Genomic DNA, 1,525 nt, shown 5'->3' with positions numbered 1-1,525 from the left:
TGCCCAAATCCGTTGTAGCATCTATGTAAAAGCATAACTTAGAGTTACTAAAAACGAAGATTATGCAATTACAAGATGCCTTAACTATTCCAAAGATATTCATTGGTTTAGACATTCACAAAAAAAGCTGGAGCGTTTCCATTCTATCGGATTTGTTTTTTCACAGAACGTTCTCGATGCCTTCTGTTGCCGAGGATTTATATCAATATGTGGAGCGAACATTTCCAAATCACGAAGTAGCTTTAGTTTACGAAGCAGGATGTTGCGGATTTTCTGCAGCGCGCTATTTTTTAAACTTAGGTTGGCATGTTTTGGTGGTTAATCCCTCCGATGTCAAGACTGGAGATAAGGAGCGGTATCAAAAAACTGACGCTTTAGATTCAAAAAACCTGTCCAATCAATTAAAGGCAGGTGTTCTCAAAGGAGTTTATATTCCTACCGAAGCACACGAACAGTTTACCACTTTGGCTCGTCATAGAACGCAAGTCACTAAGAAACTCCGACAAAGCAAAGCGCATATCAAAAGTATGTTGCTCTTTCATGGGATTGAAATACCTCCAGCATATGATAATTCAAATTGGAACAAAGATTTCATAGTTTGGCTGGAAAATATAGAATTCAGCTCCCCTTGTGGGAAATTGGCTCTTCAGGGCAAAATACGGATGTATAATTTTATAAGGTCAGAGTATTTGGGAATTGCCAATCAAATGCGTGCGCATTGTAGAAAGACCTGTAAGAACGATTATAATCTCTTGAGGAGTATTCCAGGAATTGGCGGTTATCTGTCCAGTGTAATTTTGGCTGAATGTGGTGATTTGCGCCGATTCAATAACGAAGGACAATTTAGCTCTTACATCGGATTAGTACCTGGGATTTATAATAGCGGCGGATCAGAAAAATGTTTGGGAATAACCCCCAGAAGTCGTTCCCAATTACGAAGTTATTTAGTAGAAGCAGCCTGGATTGCCATTAGAAAAGATGCCGAAATGCAGCAATATTACCGCAAACATCAAGGCAAGAATGTAAAGAGTGTAATCATTAAAATAGCTCATAAATTAGCACGAAGAATACTCTCGGTCATTAAAACCGAAACGCCCTATCAAATCAATAGAAACTTAGTATTAGAAAAATAAAAACAACCTTCTTAAAAGGCTCAATCATACCAGAGAATAGACTGCAAAACAGCTAGGGCGGTTCTTTAAAAGAAGCCGCATTTTGTAGTAGGCAGCTATTTTTATTCTTACAATCAAACCGATGCTGGTGGTCTCGTTCTCATAACGAGAACCACATATAGGAGTGGGAGCTTTAAGAATTTAAAATGAAAGACAATGAAATAAAAGAGATCAAAATACGTGGCATTATTGAAAAAGTTAGAATAACTTTTTCAGTCTAAGCCTTCGGCAGACAAAAAGTTGTTTCCAACTTTTTCAACAAGCCGTTGGGACGGAATTTTATACTCGAAAAATAACCAACATATAACCCTCTCAAAAGTTGTGAATAACTTTATGATGCTTTACATAGGAGT

1 protein-coding gene is annotated in these 1,525 nt (G+C 37.6%); it reads left to right on the top strand.

Annotated features, from left to right (window positions below):
• The first annotated feature begins 62 nt into the window (after positions 1-62).
• Complete coding sequence (locus ACNQF8_RS15290) at positions 63-1,133, top strand: IS110 family RNA-guided transposase (protein WP_417953928.1); 1,071 nt, start codon at positions 63-65, stop codon at positions 1,131-1,133.
• Positions 1,134-1,525 lie beyond the last annotated feature (392 nt).

The organism is Flavobacterium labens, from assembly GCF_048286755.1.
Classification (GTDB): Bacteria; Bacteroidota; Bacteroidia; order Flavobacteriales; family Flavobacteriaceae; genus Flavobacterium.
This window is presented reverse-complemented; position numbering and strand designations above follow the sequence as displayed.